We start from the raw sequence: 15,354 nt of genomic DNA on the forward strand, positions 1-15,354 counted from the left end.
CGCAGCGCGCGAAGATCGGCCCCTAGGCTTTGCGCCCGCCTAATATCCCGCTGATGCATGGTCCCCGCAATATGAAAAAATTGATCGATATTTCACGCTAGGGCGATTCCATGAAATAATCAATGTAAATTTCACGCGAGTCTAACAAATCCCCCGGACTTTCATCTTTCCATAAATACTCCCGCGCGGAGCGCATCCCGCCCCATCGCCGGGTTCAGGTCCCGCCAAAAGGATCGGGGGCGACATTGCCGCCGCAGACAAGCACCGCCACCCGCTCGCCGGGCGCGGGGCGATAGGCGCCTGACATCAATGCAGCAAGGGCCGTGGCCCCGGCGGGCTCGACCAATTGGCGCATCTCGCACCACAAGGCGCCTTGCGCCGCAGTGATGGAGGCATCGCTGACCAGAATGCTTTCGATTTCCTGTCCCTGCGCCAGATCGAAACAGATCCGCCCGATGCGGCGCGCGCCAAGCGCATTGGCGGCGACGCCGGAGACCTCGACATCGACCGGCGCCCCCGCGCTCAGGGCGGCATACAGCGCACAGGACGTGTCCGGCTCGACCGCCACGACCTTGCGCCGCCCGCCAAGCCACGCCAGCGCCCCCCCGATCAGCCCGCCACCGCCGACCGCGATCAAAACCGTATCCGCCGCCAGCCCCTGATCCTCCCATTCGGCCATCAGGGTGCCCTGACCGATCACCGTCGCCCTGCCATCATAGGGATGCACCTGCATGGCACCGGTTTCGGCCTGATAGCGCGCGGCGCGCTCGGCAGCCTCGGCATAAGCGCCGGGCACGACCTCAAGCTCGGCCCCCTGCGCGCGGATAAGGGCGATCTTGGCCGATCCGGCCATTTCGGGCACGTAAATCCGCGCGCGGTGACCAAGGCGCGCCGCCGCATAGGCCACCGCCGCCCCGTGATTACCCCCGGATGCCGCCACAAGCCCGGCCCTGGGCACATCGGCGCCAAGCAGGGTATTGAACGCGCCTCGGGCCTTGAAGCTGCCGGTATGCTGCATCTGCTCAAGCTTGATCTCGACCGGGTCGCCAAGGCCAAAGCCACTCACTTGCGCGACCGGCGTGCGCCGCACGTGGGGCTTGATCCGCTCCGCCGCCAATGAAATCTCATGCGGTGAAATTTCCGTCTGCCCAGTCATGCGTCACACCTCTGTCACTTCCCTTGATCGCTCAAACCCTATACGCCTGAATGTAAAGACCCAAGCAAGGATCTCTCATGATGAAAGACGACCGCCTCAGCCAGTTCCGCGATGCTGGCTCCGACCGATCCAGTGCCGAGCAGGTGCCCGACACCGCGCAGACCCGCGCGCCGGCCTATCGCCTTGCCTTTGCCGATCCCGATTTCATGTTGCGCGACGAGCTGCGTCCGGTGCGGCTTCAACTGGAACTGCTGAAGCCCGAAATGATCCTGAATGAACGCGGCATCGAAAGCACCGTGGTCCTGTTCGGTGGTGCGCGCATCCCGGCCCCAGCCGACAAGGCCAGCGCGCGGACCGAAACCTTGGCCAACCTGTCGCGCTATTATGACGAGGCGCGCAAATTCTCGCGGCTGATCACCGAGAAATCCATGGCCACCTATGGCCGCGAACTGGTGGTGGCCACCGGCGGCGGGCCCGGCGTGATGGAGGCCGGCAACCGCGGCGCGGCGGATGCGGGGGGCTCGTCGATCGGGCTTAATATCGTGCTGCCGCATGAGCAGGCGCCAAATGAATATGTCACGCCGGGGCTTTGTTTCAACTTCCATTATTTCGCCATCCGCAAGATGCATTTCCTGATGCGCGCCAAGGCGATCTGCGTCTTTCCGGGCGGCTTTGGCACGCTTGACGAAATGTTCGAGGCCCTGACCCTTATTCAGACCGACCGGATGCGGCGGGTGCCCTTCCTGCTGTTCGGCGAGGCGTTCTGGCGCTCGATCATCAACTGGGACGCGCTCTCGGAGGCTGGCACCATAAGCGCCGAGGACCTCGAGCTTTTCCGCTTTGTCGAAACCGCGGAAGAGGCGATCGAGGCGATCAACACATGGCCCTCGACCTCGGAAGAGACGTGATCATGCGGAAGGTCGGCGGGCATTGGCCGACTTGCGCGCCCGCCACCGCCCGCGCCACGATCGCGCTTGATGAACAAAGGCCGCTGGCCTATGGGGGCGCATATCCGCCCGAGCCGCATGGAAAGCCATCCGATGACCGCTGAAACCATTGACCGCCTGCTAATGGCCCTGATTGCCGCGACGCTGATGGCCAGTGTTGTGATCGCCGTGGTGAACCCGAGTTATTTTCACATGGTCTTTGCCGCCGAGGACCGTCTGGTTGAAAACGGCACCGCCCTGTTTTTGCTGTTCGCCAGCCTTGTTCTGGCCCGCAACGCCCTGAGCCTGCGCAGGCGCGGGCTTTCGCTCGCGATGCTCCTGACCGGGTTTTATGCCCTCCTGTTCTTTTTCGCCTCTGGTGAAGAGATTTCATGGGGCCAGCGTATCTTTGGCTGGCAAAGCGGCGATTTCTTCGCCGAGAACAATTATCAGGGCGAAACCAACCTGCACAATCTGATGGTCGGGGACCTGCGTCTGGCGCGGGCGGTGTTCGGTGGGCCGCTGACCATCGTCATCCTGCTCTATCTGGTGATCTTTCCGCTATTGTATCCGCGTGTGCCTCTGATCCGCGCCGTGGCCGACCATCTCGCGGCGCCGGTGCCGGGGATGCGCCATGCGGTTTTTGCCGTGCTTGGCAGCGTGATCATCGGCCTGCTCGACGTGCCCCGCAAATGGGAGGTTTACGAACTTATCTTTGCGATCATGGCGACCTCGACGTTTCTGCTCCCGCAGAACCCTGACAAGACCCGCTAGACATGCAAGTCCAGGCCGCTAACCATATGACAGGTCAAACGCCCCTCGGGGCCGAGTGCCGCCGACCCGAACAAAGAAGAGGTTGCCCATGTTCCGCCTGAACGCGCCCTCGCGCCTGAGCGTTGCCGATAGTTTTCTCTTCGGGATGGCCAATGCCACCCTGCTGTTCACGGTTATCTACTACATCACCGGGCTGCACGACGCGTTCCGCTTTGGCTTTGCCACCGAGGACGGGCCGGTGGAATGGGGCACGGCGATCTGTCTGTTCCTGTCGTCGCTTGTGCTGTTTCGCAACGCCTTTGCCCTCCGGGGCAAACGCGGGCTGACTGCGGCGCTTTTGACCGGGTTTTACGGGCTGCTGTTCTTTTTCGCCTCGGGCGAGGAAATCTCATGGGGCCACCGGTTGTTCAATTGGCAGGCAAGCGAGTTCTTCCTGCAAAACAACGCGCAACAGGAAACCAACCTGCACAATCTTGTGGTGGGCGATGTCAAGCTGGTGAAAACCCTGTTCGGCAGCGGGCTGACCGTGGTGATCATGCTTTATCTGCTGATCTTGCCACTTGTTTACAGCCGCCTTGGCTTTGTGCGCCGGATTGCCGATGCGCTTGCCGCCCCGGTGCCCGACACGCGGCACATGCTCATGACCGTCGCGGCCACCCTCGTGATCCTGAGCGTGCAGATGATGACAAAATGGGAACCTTACGAGTTCGTCTTCAGCCTGATGACCCTGTCGATCTTTCTCAAGCCGCGCAACGCGGATAAAGTCACCTAGGCCCCTAGGCCTGATCGGGTCGGTGCCCCCGTTTCAGGAGATCGGGAAAGCATTGAACCCAGAATCCACCAGATCGCCGATATAGGTCCGCGCGACCTCTGGGTTGACCGCGACGATGGTTGGCCGGCACGCAAGGGACACCAACCCATGCACCGACGCCCATAACAAAAGAAAAAACTGTCGGTGCTGTTCCGACTTCGGATCGCCATCGCCCGCCCGGATCAGCATTTCCAAAAGCCCGATCTGGAAGTCCTGAACCTTGGCATCCGGCGGCGCGTTCGATTTGTATTCGAACAGCAACCACCACCGCTGCGGCTCGGCCGTGGCAAAATCAAAATAGGCTTCGCCCAGGGCGACGACCCGCGACCGCTTGTCCTGTGCCGCGGTTTCGACCGCCGCGTGCAAGGTGTCCGAAAGCATTACGGCGGATCTTGAGATAACGGCGCGAACGACCGCGTCCAGGTCTCCGAAGGCGTTGTAAAGCGAGCCGACAGATACCTTGATATCCCTGGCAAGCCGCCGCGCATTCAGTGCATCGACTCCTTCTTCAAGAACGATGCGCTCGGCAACCAACGTTGCGCGTTCGCGAATATCTGCAAGGTTAAGGTCGCGTTTGGAAAGACGTTCTTGTTTTGTCATGCGAGGGTACTTGAGACAACTTTCCGCCCAAGTCAATTTCTAGAAGCGAATAACGCTGTCGGGGGTGATCCGATAGACATCCCTGGCCAGCTTGTTCGCGGTCATGAACCGGGCAATAGACCCAAATGTCGCCGTCGCAACGCGAGAGCCGTGATCCGCAGTGGTCAGCGCTTGCGAGGCCGCCGGGGCCAGTAGCCGCTTCAAGCCACCAATGCGAATGACCTGCGGCTTGAAATGGGCCTCTATATTGGCTTTGATCTGGGGCACGCTAGTGGTGTTGTAGAGGCTGGCCATCATGACATCGAGCGTGTGTTCGGTACAGTTCTGGAATTGGCTGGAATTGGGATTGGCCAGCACCGAATAATTTGCGTTATGCAAGGCGGCGTAAGTCGGGCTTGCGATCACCTTCAACAGTTTTTTCTGCAACCGCACATCAGGAATGATGATGCCCGCATCCAAGCGGTGCGCACCGGCAAAGAAATCCGCCGGGGTGTCCTGGACAAGACGGCTCCGGGTTTGGTTCCCGGCGTCCTGATAGAGGTTGTAAACGTGATACCCCTGCCCGCGCCTTCCGTCGCTACGCGTGATCTGAGAAAAGACCCAATAGCTTACATGGGTGTATTGCACACCGCGCGGCAAAACCCTTGGGTCGCGCCCCATCCGCGCCACGATTGCAACATGCGCACCGCGCGCGGCAAGGTCTTGCTGAACGCGATTGGAGAAAGTCGCAACCTCGGCCGGAGGCAGGACGGCTTTTCCGGCCTCGCTGCTTCCGGCAAGCGCAAAGGACGGCGACACGGCAACCAGCGCGAAGAGCATCACTGAGAAAAGGCGGCCCATGAGCGTATCCTTTGATCAGGTCAGTCGAGAACCGGCGCGGCATTCGGCGTGACGCGACCAGTCTGGACAGGCTTTCCGACACCGGCGCGTGACAGGTCATTGCCAAGTGCAACCGCGCCTTCACCGACCTCTTCAAGCGTCGCGCCGGATACCGCCAGTGCTGAGCCGAAGGCGAAAATCGGAACTGCGGCGACCGACGCCGCCCCCGTCGAAATCGCGGCCAAGCCATGGCTGGCGGCCTGGGCGCTATGACCGACGGACTGTGCGGAATGCTGGCCGCTTGGGCCGGCAAAGGCCGGGGTTACCAGCAGGCTGGCACTCAAAGCGAGCGAAGTGACGCGGAACGACATGACATACTCCCCTTTTTCATGAACAACGTTCACAAAACGTATATCGTCATAATATTCAGGTCAAGATTTTTGTGAACACCGTTCACGAAGCGCCCGACACCGACCGAACCCGCATGGCGACCTTACCACCGGACTGCGGACAGGTTTTGTTTCGGATGAGGGGGGAGCAAACAGAACATGATGCCGGTCCTGCGTGGCATCGGCTGTGCGACCTGGCGGATCAAATCAGGCTATTGGACAAAGCGGACACTGTCGCGCGCGGCCAAAAGCGCGGGTTGACGCGTGCCGTGAAGCTTGGACACAAGACAGCCGCGACCGGCCTCTTCCACGAGGTCAAGCGCCTCTAGTGCCGCCTCGATATTGACGGCGTTCTGCGGCAGCTTGGGGCGGTTCGATACGTTGTTGACGGTCCCCTCGGGTGGTTCTTTGACGTCAAAGCCGCAGAAGTCGGCAACCGCGCGCACCGCGCCGGGGGTCTCGATATTGATCGCGATGAAATCATCGCGGCCCTTGAAATGCTCTAGCACCCAGGCGAAATAATCGGCGCGGCGATAGGCCTCGTTGATGAAATTCTGTACGCTGAAAACCTTTTGATGGTGCGTCGCGATGCTGTTGAGGTATTTGCGCAAGGGGCGGAAATTCAGGATGAAACGGGCGTTGGGATAGGTCCGGTCATAGGCTGCGACGGGCCGCACCTGACCGAAATCCGAGAACGCATCATAGCGCCCGGTTTCCCAATCGCGGGAATCATGAAAGCTGTTGAGACCATTGGCCACGAACAGCTTGTGCATCGTGGTGGTGCCGTTGCGCGGATGGCCAATCACGAAATACTTGACCGCCTGCCGGTCCCCCTTGGGCGTCACCATGAAATGAAGCCGCATCCGCGTGCGGATCACGCCAAAGGCGATGTCGTTGATATCGGTGGTGCGTTTGGCCATGTCGTTGTCCTTTAATCCTTCCCGGCGCGGCGCGCAGGATCAGATGATCTCATCTTCGTCAAAAAGCGGGGCGGCATCCTGATGTGCGCTGATGTCTTCGGCGGCAGCCTCGCCGCGCGTGGTTTCGGCGATGTGAAACAGGGCGTCGCCCTCGTAAACCACCGGCATATTGGTGCGCCCGATCACGATGCCGGCCACATCGGCCTGCACTTCGGATTCGACATCGCCAAAGGCATTGGCAATCGCGCCAAGCACCGTGCCCGGCTGCACCGCGTCACCAACCGCAAGATAGCCCCGGAACAGCCCGCCGCGCGGCGCCCTATACCAGCTGGAGCGGCTTGCGCGGACCGGCACACCGCGAGAGCGCGGCACACCCTTTCCGGCGACCATCTGCAACTGATGCATGACCCGCAGGATACCGTTCAACCCCGCCCGGGCGGCAAATTCGTCAAACCGAAGCCCCTCGCCGCCCTCGTAAAGCAGAACGTCAACCCCCGCCTCTTCCGCAGCCATGCGCAGCGATCCCTCGCGCAGCCTGGATTCCATCATCACCGGGGCCCCAAAGGCAAGGCCCAACTCGGCCAGCCGGGTATTGCCGGGCGTCAGGCGGATCTGCGGCAGGTTGGTGCGGTGGATCGCCGCCGAGTGCAGGTCAATCCCGAAATCGGAACGCTGCACCACCTCGGTCATGAAGATATGCGCAAGCTGCGACGCCATAGACCCCTCGGACACCCCCGGAAAACAGCGGTTCAGGTCGCGCCGGTCGGGCAGATACCGCGAATGGTTGAGAAACCCGAAAGTATTGACGATCGGCACCGCCAAAAGCGTGCCCGCGACCGACTTGAGCGGCGTGGCGCGCAACAGGCGGCGCATGATTTCCACGCCGATCACCTCGTCGCCGTGAATGGCCGCCGACACGAACAGAACCGGCCCCGGCCGTTTGCCGTGAATGACATGCACCGACAGGTTCACCGGCGTGTGGTTGGACAGGGTACTGACAGGGATATCGACGGTGCGGCGGGTGCCCGGTGCAATCTTCTCGCCGTTGATCTCGAAGGGGGCGCGCCGGTCCATGCTGTCCTCGTTTGTCTTGCCTGCTGCAAGCGATAGGCAAAAATCGTGTGACTGTCCATGCCAGCCCCCGCTTGATCCCGACCCGCCTGCGCGGCTAAGGCGTTGGGGACACAAGAGGGACAACCAGCATGCCGGGGATCACAGGATGACCAGCGCCCTGCACGAGGATCGCCTGCGCGCGATCATCGCCGCCGTGGTGCAAAGCGGCGCGCGGACGCTGCTTGATCTCGGCTGTGGCGATGGCGACCTGATCCTGCGCCTGGCGCCCCTGCCCCGGATCACCCGGATCACGGGGCTTGATATCCATATGCCCTCTCTCACCGCACTTCAGGCCGAGCTGCACAGGCTGACGGAAGACAGCCGCGCCAAGATAAGCCTTGCGCATGCCTCGATGACCAAGGCGCATCCGAAGCTGCGCGGCTATGATTGCGCCTGCCTCGTGGAAACCATCGAACACCTGCCGCTTGGCGATCTGCCCCGGCTTGAAAATGCTCTGTTTGGGGATATGCGGCCCGAAACCGTTCTGATCACCACCCCGAATGCCGATTTCAACCCGATCCTCGGCGTTCCGGCACACCGCTTTCGCCACCCCGGCCATCACTTTGAATGGGGGCGCGCGAAGTTTGCAAAATGGGCACAGGGGATCGCGGCGCGGCGCGGCTATGCCGTCAGCCTGAGCGATATAGGCGGCGCGCATCCCCACCTTGGCGGCGCCAGCCAGATGGCGCAGTTCCGGCGCGACTGATAACTGCCGCGCCGGATGTCCGGGGCTTAGCCCGGAAGCCTGGTCTTGCGCAGATAGGGCAGAACGGCATCAAACTCGCCGAACTTGGCCTTGGCCTCTTCATTGCTGACAGAGGGCGGAATGATCACATCCTGGCCGACGGTCCAATCGGCAGGCGTGGCCACGCCGTTCGTGGTGGTGGTCTGCAAGGCATCTAGCGCACGCAGCACCTCGGCAAAGTTGCGCCCCACACTCATTGGATAGGTCATCGACAGCTTGAGCTGTTTGTCAGGACCGATGATAAAGACGCTGCGCACCGTGGCGCTGTCGTTGGGGGTCCGGCCATCGGGCATATAGGCCTCGGCGGGCAGCATATCAAAGGCCTTCGACACCGCCAGACCCTCGTCGGCGATGATCGGAAAGCCGGGCTTGGCGCCGCCATAGCTCTCGATATCGGCTTTCCATTTCTTGTGCTCTTCGACACCGTCAACCGAGACACCGATCACCTTGGTGCCACGCTTTTCCCATTCATCGGCAAGCCGCGCGACGGCGCCGAATTCGGTGGTGCAGACGGGGGTAAAGTCTTTGGGGTGCGAAAACAGGATCGCCCAGCTGTCGCCGATCCACTCATGCAGCGAAAACGTGCCAAGATCTGTTTCAACACTCAGATCTGGGATAGTGTCATTGATACGAAGGCCCATAGGATGCGTCCTTTTTGTGTTGCGGTTACGCGGCGCGCGGCAATTTGATCAAATTCCGCCGCGCCACCAGAATTCCAACCTTGCAGGTTGGCATGACCCCTGACACAGTGCCGCCAAATTTATGGAGGTCAACCATGATCGAGAAACGTCAGTTCTATATTAACGGTGCCTGGGTCAACCCCTCTGCGTCCAACGAGCACGCCGTCATAAACCCCTCGAACGAAGAACCCTGCGCGGTGATCTCGCTTGGCGGTCAGGCCGACACCGATGCCGCCGTCGCCGCAGCCAAGGCCGCCTTCCCGGCCTGGATGGCAACGCCGCCCGACGAGCGTATCGCATATTGCGAAAAGATTCTAGAGGCTTACAAGGCGCGCGCCGAAGATATGGCCCAGGCGATCAGCCTTGAAATGGGTGCCCCGATCGACATGGCCCGCGAACAACAAGTCGGCGCCGGAAGCTGGCATATCTCGTCCTTCCTCAAGGTCGCACGCGATTTCCGGTTCGACGAACCCCTGGGGGATCATGCGCCCAATGACCGCATCATTCACGAGGCCGTCGGTGTCGTCGGCATGATCACGCCGTGGAACTGGCCGATGAATCAGGTCACCCTCAAGGTGATTGCCGGTCTGATCGCGGGCTGCACCATGGTGCTCAAGCCCTCTGAAGAATCACCGCTCAATGCGATCATCTTTGCCGAAATCGTCGACGCCGCAGGCCTTCCCAGGGGCGTGTTCAACCTTGTGAACGGCGATGGTGCGGGCGTCGGCAGCCAGCTTACCGTGCATCCCGATGTCGATATGATAAGCTTTACCGGCTCGTCGCGCGCGGGTCGGCTTATCTCCAAGTCCGCCGCGGATACCCTCAAGCGCGTCAGCCTGGAGCTGGGCGGCAAAGGCGCCAACCTGATCTTTGCCGATGCCGATGAAAAAGCCGTGAAACGCGGCGTTCTGCGCTGCATGAACAATACCGGCCAATCGTGCAACGCCCCGACGCGGATGCTTGTGCAGCGCGAGATCTACGACGCCGCCGTCGAAACCGCCGCCGCCGCCGCCAACAGCATCACCGTCGGCCCGGCAAGCGTCGAGGGCCGCCATATCGGTCCGGTGGTCAATGAGGTTCAGTTCAACAAGATCCAGGGCCTGATCCAGAAGGGCATCGACGAGGGCGCGCGCCTTGTCGCCGGTGGCACCGGCCGCCCCGATGGCCTTAACCGCGGGTTCTTCGTAAAACCCACGGTCTTTGCCGATGTGAACAACGGCATGACCATTGCGCGCGAAGAAATCTTCGGGCCGGTCCTGGCGATTATCCCGTTTGACAGCGAGGAAGACGGTATCGCCATCGCCAACGACACGCCCTATGGCCTGACCAACTATGTCCAGACGACCGATCCGGCGCGTGCCAACCGCTGTGCCCGCGCGCTGCGGTCCGGCATGGTGGAAATGAACGGTCAGTCGCGCGGTGCCGGGTCGCCATTTGGCGGCATGAAACAATCGGGGCACGGGCGCGAAGGCGGTAAATGGGGTATCGAGGATTTCCTCGAGGTCAAATCCGTCTCTGGCTGGACACCGGGGGCCTGAGCGGATGCAGGTCAACGCGTTCGTCCTGCATCTTTTGCGTGCCACGGCACGGCGGGACAATGTGCGCGACCTGCTTGCCGCCTGCGCGCTTGAGGCCGAAATCTGGCCCGCCGTCGATGGCGCAACCCTGTCATCGACGGAACTGTCGTCGACCGTCGGCTCGGGACTGTTCCGCCCTGCCTATCCGTTCTCTCTCAAAACCGGTGAAATCGGCTGTTTTCTAAGCCACCGGCAAATCTGGGCCGAGATCGTGCGCCGGGGCCTTGATGCCGCTCTTGTCATCGAGGATGACGCGGCAATCACGCCCGACCTTTATCGCCCCGCGCTAGGCCTTGGCCTCGGCCATATTGACCGGCTGGGGTATATCCAGCTTCAGACCCGGCCCCAGAAAGGCCCTGCCAAGCTAATCGACATGGCGGGCGCCTGCGCGGTTAGTGTGCCCGAACGCGGCGGCCTGCGCACCACCGCGCAATTGATAAGCCAGGAAGCCGCACGCCATCTTCTGGCGCTCAGCGAGCCGTTTGACCGGCCTGTCGATACCTTCGTGCAAAGCCACTGGCATACCGGGCTTCGCCCTGCCACCATTGAGCCCTCCGGGATCACCGACATCGCCGATCAACTTGACGGCTCGACCATTCAGGGCGGCGCACGCAAACCGCCATTGGCCAAGCTCGGCCGCGAATGGTCGCGCTTTCGCTATCGCCGGGCCGTAAACAACGCCTCGCGCCACAGCAAAGCCCCCGCCGAGGGTGGCCTCGCGACGGGAGAGGTCGAATGATCATCACCCGGCTGTTCGGCGGGGCTGGCAATCAGCTTTTCCAATATGCGGCGGGGCGCGCGCTGGCCGATCACCTGGGCTGTGAGCTTGCACTCGACAGCCGCTATGTGGCCGGCGCCCGTGAGCGGCGCGACTGTTTCGGGCATTTCAGCAAGGCACGGTTCACCCGCGACGTCACCCTGCCACCCGCCAAGGCGGAGGGCGCCTTGCGCTATGGTTTGTGGCGGGCCTTCGGACGCAATCCACGGTTTCACCGCGAAAGCGGGCTGGGATTTGAACCCGGATTTTTCGACCTTGGTCCCGGTACCTATCTGCATGGCTATTGGCAATCGGAACGCTATTTCGCCCCCATTGCCGGACAGTTGCGCGAGGATCTCGTGATGACGACCCCGCTGGAGGGCGCCAATGCCGACATGGCCGCACGCATCGCCGAGGCAAAGACGCCGGTATCGGTGCATGTTCGGCGCGGCGATTACCTTGCATCGGGAAGTTATGCTGCCTGCACCCCCACCTATTACCGGGAGGCCATCGACCGGCTGACGCGCGATCTTGGCCGGGAGCTTAGCTGTTTCATCTTCTCGAACGATCCCGGTTGGGTGCGCGACAATCTTGATCTTGGGCAAGAGCAGGTTGTGGTCGACATAAACGACGAAAGCGGCGGGCATTTCGACCTTGCGCTGATGTCGCGCTGTGCTCATCACGTGATCGCCAATTCGACCTTTTCCTGGTGGGGGGCCTGGCTAAATCCATCCAGCGACAAACACGTGATCGCGCCGGAGAACTGGTTCGGAACCGACAGGCTTTCGAATCCCGATCTGATCCCGGACGGCTGGGGTCGCCTCTGAGCACGCACACCCGCCCTTGCGTGGCGGCCTCGCAAGGCATCTTTCACACCGCCGAAAAACCCACTACACCCACGCCATGACCAAAAGCCAAGATATCGCCGACGCCCGCTTTGTGCCCGAAACCGTGCACAAACGCGATATCTTTTCCGAGACCATTTCAGGGCACCTCGAAGGCCACCCCGATATGGCGGTGGTCTTGCGCAGGCTCGACGGGGTACCGCTTTATGCCCGCCCCATCGCCTGGTTTCTGGCGCGCAAGGAAATTCGCGGTCTTGCCGCCGTGCAGGGGATCGAGGGTTGCCCGATCCTGATCCGATCGGACAAGACCGGCCTGTTGCGCAGCTGGACCCGTGGCACGCCGCTGCACCTGGCCAAGCCGAGCGATCCGGCGTGGTATCGCGATGCCAGGCGCCTGTTGCGCGAGATGCGCCGTGCCGGTGTAACCCATAACGATATCGCCAAGCCGCAAAACTGGCTTATGACGCCGGATGGACGGGCTGCCGTGATCGACTTTCAGCTGGCCAGCACCCATCGCCGCCGGGGCATTTTGTTTCGCACCATGGCGCGCGAAGACCTGCGCCACATGCTGAAACAAAAACGCGCCTATGCACCGCATCTTCTGACCCCCTGCGAGCACAGGTTGCTGGCACAAAAGGCATTGCCGACGCGGATCTGGATGGCAACCGGAAAGCGGATCTATAATTTCATCACCCGTCGGCTGATGAACTGGTCCGATGGCGAAGGCACCGAAGACCGCAGCCAGCGCGACGGCCCGGCGCTGCGCGAGGCGCTTCTCGCCCATGCGCAGGTCACCGAGATTGCGATCTGCACCTATGCCATGCCCGCCAAGGGCGTCGGGCTTTATGTCTTTGCCGAAAGTGATCTTTCGGCAGAAGCGCTTGCAAAACTGGCCCCCGCCCCTAGGCCCGAACTGATCCAGCCGGTTGCGACGCTGCCGCGCCATGACGATGGCAGCGCGCGCATGGATGCGCTGACGCTGATTGCAACCAACCGGCTGGATGAACTGGAACAGATGATGGCCGATGAGCCAGAGCTTACCGCGACCCTCAAGCCGATTATCGCCGGACGTCTGAACCTGACTGATCGCGTTCTGCGCGCCTGATCTAAAAGGGCGCCCTGGCGCGAAACTTCATCCCGGCGCCGCCGTCGGGATGGCGCAGGCGCAATTCCTCGGAATGCAGCATAAGCCGGGGAAAATCCAGGGCCGCGCCAGTGGCATAGAGCGGATCCCCCAGGATCGGATGCCCAAGCGCCAGCATATGCACCCGCAACTGATGACTGCGCCCGGTGTGCGGTGTAAGCCGCACACGGGTTTCATCCGCGCCATGACGCAGCACCCGCCACCCGGTCAGCGCCGCGCGCCCGGTCTCATGACAGACCTTCTGCAGGGGCCGGTTCGGCCAATCCACTATCAGCGGCAGATCAACCTCGCCGGTCTTCGGCTCAAGCCTGCCCCAGACCCGTGCGATATATGCCTTCCTGGTCTGCCGTTTTTCAAATTGCAGACCAAGATGGCGCTGTGCATGCGGGGTCAGGGCAAAGATCATCACGCCAGAGGTATCGCGATCCAGCCGATGCACCAACAGCGCCTGCGGATAGGCATCCTGCACCCGCGCCAACAGGCAATCGGCCAGATGCTCGCCTTTGCCGGGCACGGACAAAAGGCCTGCGGGCTTGTTCACCACCACGATCTCGTGATCGTCATGCAGCACGTCAAGCGGGTCGGTGGGCGGGTTATACTCGGACATGGGTGCGGCTTACACCACGCTGCCCGGTTAGACCACCACCGGCTTTCTTCTTGCTTGAAATATCCCCGCCGGAGGCTCCTGCACATTCCACAGGACCGACCATTTGCCATGGCGCACCACCGGGATCAGAGCCGCCCGAAGACCATCGTTAAAATCTCACCCAGACGGTCTGCATCTGCTTGCGTAAAGGCGGCGGGCTGATCGCTGTCGATATCCAGTACTGCCAGCAGGGCACCCTGCCGGTCACGCACCGGCAGGACAATCTCGGATCGCGTGGAACTGGCGCAGGCGATATGATCCGCAAAGGCGTCCACGTCATCGACAAGCTGCACCTCGCCGCTGCGCGCGGCAGCGCCGCAAACACCGCGCGAAAACGGGATCTGAAGGCACCCGTGCCCGCCCTGATAGGGCCCGATCTTGAGCATCTGAGGCCCTGTCACCCGGTAAAACCCGGTCCAGTCAAACCTGTCATCGGCGTGGTGCAATTCACACACCACGGTGGCCATCAGCGACACCACGTCGGTTTCGCCCGCGGTCAGCGCAGCGATGGATTTGGTGATCTCGTCATAGTCGATCTGCATGCTCGCTCCCTTTTGCACCTGAATAATTCGGGGATCAGACGAAACCGGATCAGACCCTCTCGATTGCAATCGCAGTGCCCTCGCCGCCACCGATGCAAATCGCCGCGACGCCGCGTTTGAGGCCGCGGGTTTCAAGGGCGTTGAGCAGGGTGACCATGATCCGTGCGCCGCTGGCGCCGATCGGATGGCCGAGCGCACAGGCACCGCCGTTGACGTTGACCTTGTCTCGGGCCAGCCCCAATTCATGCATGAAGGCCATGGGCACCACGGCGAAGGCTTCGTTCACCTCCCACAGGTCGACATCTTCGACCGACCAGCCGATCTTTTTCAACAATTTCTGCGCCGCAGGCACGGGGGCCGTCGTGAACAGGCCCGGAGCCTGGGCATGGCTGGCGTGACCGACGATCCGGGCGCGAATGTTGAGGCCGCGCGCCTCTGCCGCTTCCCGCGACGCCAGCACGAGAGCCGCCGCACCATCGCTGATCGAGCTGGAATTGGCCGCCGTAACCGTGCCATCCTTTCGGAAGGCAGGTTTGAGCTGGGGTATTTTGTCAGGCCGGGCCTTGGCAGGTTGTTCATCCTGGGAAATGGTCACTTCGCCCCTGCGGGTCTTGAGGGTCACAGGCGCGATCTCTGCCTCGAATGCGCCAGAGGCCTGCGCCGCCAGGGCCCCCTCAAGCGAGCCCAGGGCATAGGCGTCCTGCGCCTCGCGGGTGAACTGGAACTTCTCGGCGCAATCCTCGGCAAAGGTACCCATCAGGCGGCCCTTGTCATAGGCATCTTCCAGGCCATCGAGAAACATGTGATCCATCGCCTGGGCATGGCCCAGCCGCGCGCCACCGCGCATCTTGGGCAAAAGATAGGGCGCGTTTGACATCGATTCCATGCCGCCCGCGATCATCAGGCCGGT

At 61.9% G+C, this 15,354-nt stretch carries 18 protein-coding genes; 8 read left to right on the forward strand and 10 right to left on the reverse strand.

What is annotated here, in order from left to right:
- Nucleotides 1–214: 214 nt before the first annotated feature.
- Complete coding sequence (locus tag QZ522_RS11925) at nucleotides 215–1,156, reverse strand: threonine/serine dehydratase (protein WP_294611602.1); 942 nt, start codon at nucleotides 1,154–1,156, stop codon at nucleotides 215–217.
- Nucleotides 1,157–1,236: 80 nt separating this feature from the next.
- Here QZ522_RS11925 and QZ522_RS11930 point away from each other — a divergent pair, with 80 nt between their 5' ends.
- The 3 genes from QZ522_RS11930 to QZ522_RS11940 all read left to right on the forward strand — a co-directional run bounded on the left by QZ522_RS11930 (nucleotide 1,237) and on the right by QZ522_RS11940 (nucleotide 3,628).
- Nucleotides 1,237–2,064, forward strand: a complete 828-nt coding sequence (locus QZ522_RS11930; protein WP_294611636.1) for a TIGR00730 family Rossman fold protein — start codon at nucleotides 1,237–1,239, stop codon at nucleotides 2,062–2,064.
- Between the two features lie 132 nt (nucleotides 2,065–2,196).
- The gene (locus tag QZ522_RS11935) at nucleotides 2,197–2,856 is read left to right on the forward strand and encodes a hypothetical protein (protein ID WP_294611604.1); all 660 of its coding nucleotides are present in this window, start codon (nucleotides 2,197–2,199) and stop codon (nucleotides 2,854–2,856) included.
- A gap of 88 nt (nucleotides 2,857–2,944) precedes the next feature.
- A complete protein-coding gene (locus QZ522_RS11940) occupies nucleotides 2,945–3,628 on the forward strand; it encodes a hypothetical protein (protein ID WP_294611606.1) in 684 nt (227 codons plus the stop codon).
- 33 nt (nucleotides 3,629–3,661) lie between these two features.
- Here the strand turns inward: QZ522_RS11940 and QZ522_RS11945 are convergent, their stop codons facing one another.
- From QZ522_RS11945 to QZ522_RS11965, 5 genes are all read right to left on the reverse strand, one after another.
- Nucleotides 3,662–4,267: a TetR/AcrR family transcriptional regulator gene (locus QZ522_RS11945; RefSeq protein ID WP_294611607.1), complete on the reverse strand. Its 606-nt coding sequence runs from the start codon at nucleotides 4,265–4,267 to the stop codon at nucleotides 3,662–3,664.
- A 39-nt stretch (nucleotides 4,268–4,306) separates the two neighbouring features.
- Complete coding sequence (locus QZ522_RS11950) at nucleotides 4,307–5,107, reverse strand: DUF2145 domain-containing protein (protein WP_294611608.1); 801 nt, start codon at nucleotides 5,105–5,107, stop codon at nucleotides 4,307–4,309.
- 20 nt (nucleotides 5,108–5,127) lie between these two features.
- Nucleotides 5,128–5,457 carry a hypothetical protein gene (locus QZ522_RS11955; protein ID WP_294611610.1) on the reverse strand — a complete coding sequence of 110 codons (330 nt, stop codon included), beginning with the start codon at nucleotides 5,455–5,457 and terminating at the stop codon, nucleotides 5,128–5,130.
- 230 nt (nucleotides 5,458–5,687) lie between these two features.
- Nucleotides 5,688–6,395 (reverse strand): hypothetical protein, encoded by a 708-nt coding sequence (locus tag QZ522_RS11960; RefSeq protein ID WP_294611612.1) that lies wholly within the window; start codon nucleotides 6,393–6,395, stop codon nucleotides 5,688–5,690.
- Nucleotides 6,396–6,434: 39 nt separating this feature from the next.
- Nucleotides 6,435–7,469, reverse strand: coding sequence for a succinylglutamate desuccinylase/aspartoacylase family protein (locus QZ522_RS11965; RefSeq protein WP_294611614.1), 1,035 nt, complete (start codon nucleotides 7,467–7,469; stop codon nucleotides 6,435–6,437).
- A 145-nt stretch (nucleotides 7,470–7,614) separates the two neighbouring features.
- On the opposite strand from QZ522_RS11965, the gene QZ522_RS11970 reads away from it, so the two are divergent.
- On the forward strand, nucleotides 7,615–8,214 hold the full coding sequence (locus QZ522_RS11970; RefSeq protein ID WP_294611616.1) for a methyltransferase: 600 nt from the start codon (nucleotides 7,615–7,617) through the stop codon (nucleotides 8,212–8,214).
- Nucleotides 8,215–8,240: 26 nt separating this feature from the next.
- Here QZ522_RS11970 and QZ522_RS11975 read toward each other — a convergent pair whose 3' ends face one another.
- Nucleotides 8,241–8,894, reverse strand: a complete 654-nt coding sequence (locus QZ522_RS11975) for a peroxiredoxin (RefSeq protein ID WP_294611618.1) — start codon at nucleotides 8,892–8,894, stop codon at nucleotides 8,241–8,243.
- A gap of 134 nt (nucleotides 8,895–9,028) precedes the next feature.
- On the opposite strand from QZ522_RS11975, the gene QZ522_RS11980 reads away from it, so the two are divergent.
- The 4 genes from QZ522_RS11980 (at nucleotide 9,029) to QZ522_RS11995 (ending at nucleotide 13,217) form a co-directional block, all read left to right on the forward strand.
- The gene (locus QZ522_RS11980; protein WP_294611620.1) at nucleotides 9,029–10,471 is read left to right on the forward strand and encodes an aldehyde dehydrogenase family protein; all 1,443 of its coding nucleotides are present in this window, start codon (nucleotides 9,029–9,031) and stop codon (nucleotides 10,469–10,471) included.
- Nucleotides 10,472–10,475: 4 nt separating this feature from the next.
- Nucleotides 10,476–11,249 (forward strand): glycosyltransferase family 25 protein, encoded by a 774-nt coding sequence (locus tag QZ522_RS11985; protein ID WP_294611622.1) that lies wholly within the window; start codon nucleotides 10,476–10,478, stop codon nucleotides 11,247–11,249.
- Nucleotides 11,246–12,094, forward strand: coding sequence for an alpha-1,2-fucosyltransferase (locus tag QZ522_RS11990; RefSeq protein WP_294611624.1), 849 nt, complete (start codon nucleotides 11,246–11,248; stop codon nucleotides 12,092–12,094). The genes QZ522_RS11985 and QZ522_RS11990 overlap by 4 nt, the downstream gene beginning before the upstream one ends.
- A gap of 76 nt (nucleotides 12,095–12,170) precedes the next feature.
- Complete coding sequence (locus QZ522_RS11995) at nucleotides 12,171–13,217, forward strand: phosphotransferase (protein ID WP_294611626.1); 1,047 nt, start codon at nucleotides 12,171–12,173, stop codon at nucleotides 13,215–13,217.
- Nucleotide 13,218: 1 nt separating this feature from the next.
- Here QZ522_RS11995 and QZ522_RS12000 read toward each other — a convergent pair whose 3' ends face one another.
- From QZ522_RS12000 to QZ522_RS12010, 3 genes are all read right to left on the reverse strand, one after another.
- Complete coding sequence (locus tag QZ522_RS12000) at nucleotides 13,219–13,863, reverse strand: pseudouridine synthase (protein ID WP_294611628.1); 645 nt, start codon at nucleotides 13,861–13,863, stop codon at nucleotides 13,219–13,221.
- 125 nt (nucleotides 13,864–13,988) lie between these two features.
- A complete protein-coding gene (locus tag QZ522_RS12005; protein WP_294611630.1) occupies nucleotides 13,989–14,444 on the reverse strand; it encodes a GAF domain-containing protein in 456 nt (151 codons plus the stop codon).
- Nucleotides 14,445–14,493: 49 nt separating this feature from the next.
- A partial coding sequence (locus tag QZ522_RS12010; RefSeq protein ID WP_294611632.1) for an acetyl-CoA C-acyltransferase occupies nucleotides 14,494–15,354 on the reverse strand: 861 nt, incomplete at its 5' end.

Source organism: uncultured Roseovarius sp. (assembly GCF_913054395.1).
Lineage (GTDB): Bacteria > Pseudomonadota > Alphaproteobacteria > Rhodobacterales > Rhodobacteraceae > Roseovarius.